This window comes from Staphylococcus sp. GDX8P80P (assembly GCF_017893095.1).
Lineage (GTDB): Bacteria > Bacillota > Bacilli > Staphylococcales > Staphylococcaceae > Staphylococcus > Staphylococcus borealis.
The window spans coordinates 1-463 of sequence record NZ_JAESMI010000165.1 but is presented as its reverse complement, the minus strand read 5'-3'; the positions used below and the strand labels follow the sequence as shown (position 1 = coordinate 463).

The window sequence follows — 463 nt, the reverse complement described above, 5'->3', positions numbered from 1 at the left end:
AAATAACGCAGGTGTAGATACAGCGAAAACTGAGGGAACAGATGCCATTAATCACGTCCAACCAACAGTTGAGAAAAAAGCACAAGCAAAAGCAGCAATTGACAAAGCAGCCGAAGTTAAAAAAGCAGAAATCGATCAAACACCAAACGCAACAGATGAAGAAAAAGCAGCAGCAAAAGCGAAAGTTGATGAAGCAGTAACTACAGCTAAAAACGCGATAGACCAAGCGACAAATAACGCAGGTGTAGACACTGCTAAATCTTCAGGTGTAGACGCGATCAATCATGTTAAACCAGCGGTTGTTAAGAAAGACGAAGCAAAAGCAGCAATTGACAAAGCAGCCGAAGTTAAAAAAGCAGAAATCGATCAAACACCAAACGCAACAGATGAAGAAAAGGCAACAACGTTCAACAACGCAACCATCTACGCAGCAATCAACTTCAAGACAAACGACACAACGAAA

At 41.5% G+C, this 463-nt stretch carries 1 protein-coding gene; it reads left to right on the top strand.

What is annotated here, in order from left to right; genetic code table 11:
* A partial coding sequence (locus KA858_RS11905) for a DUF1542 domain-containing protein (RefSeq protein WP_210135798.1) occupies window positions 1–463 on the top strand: 463 nt, incomplete at both ends.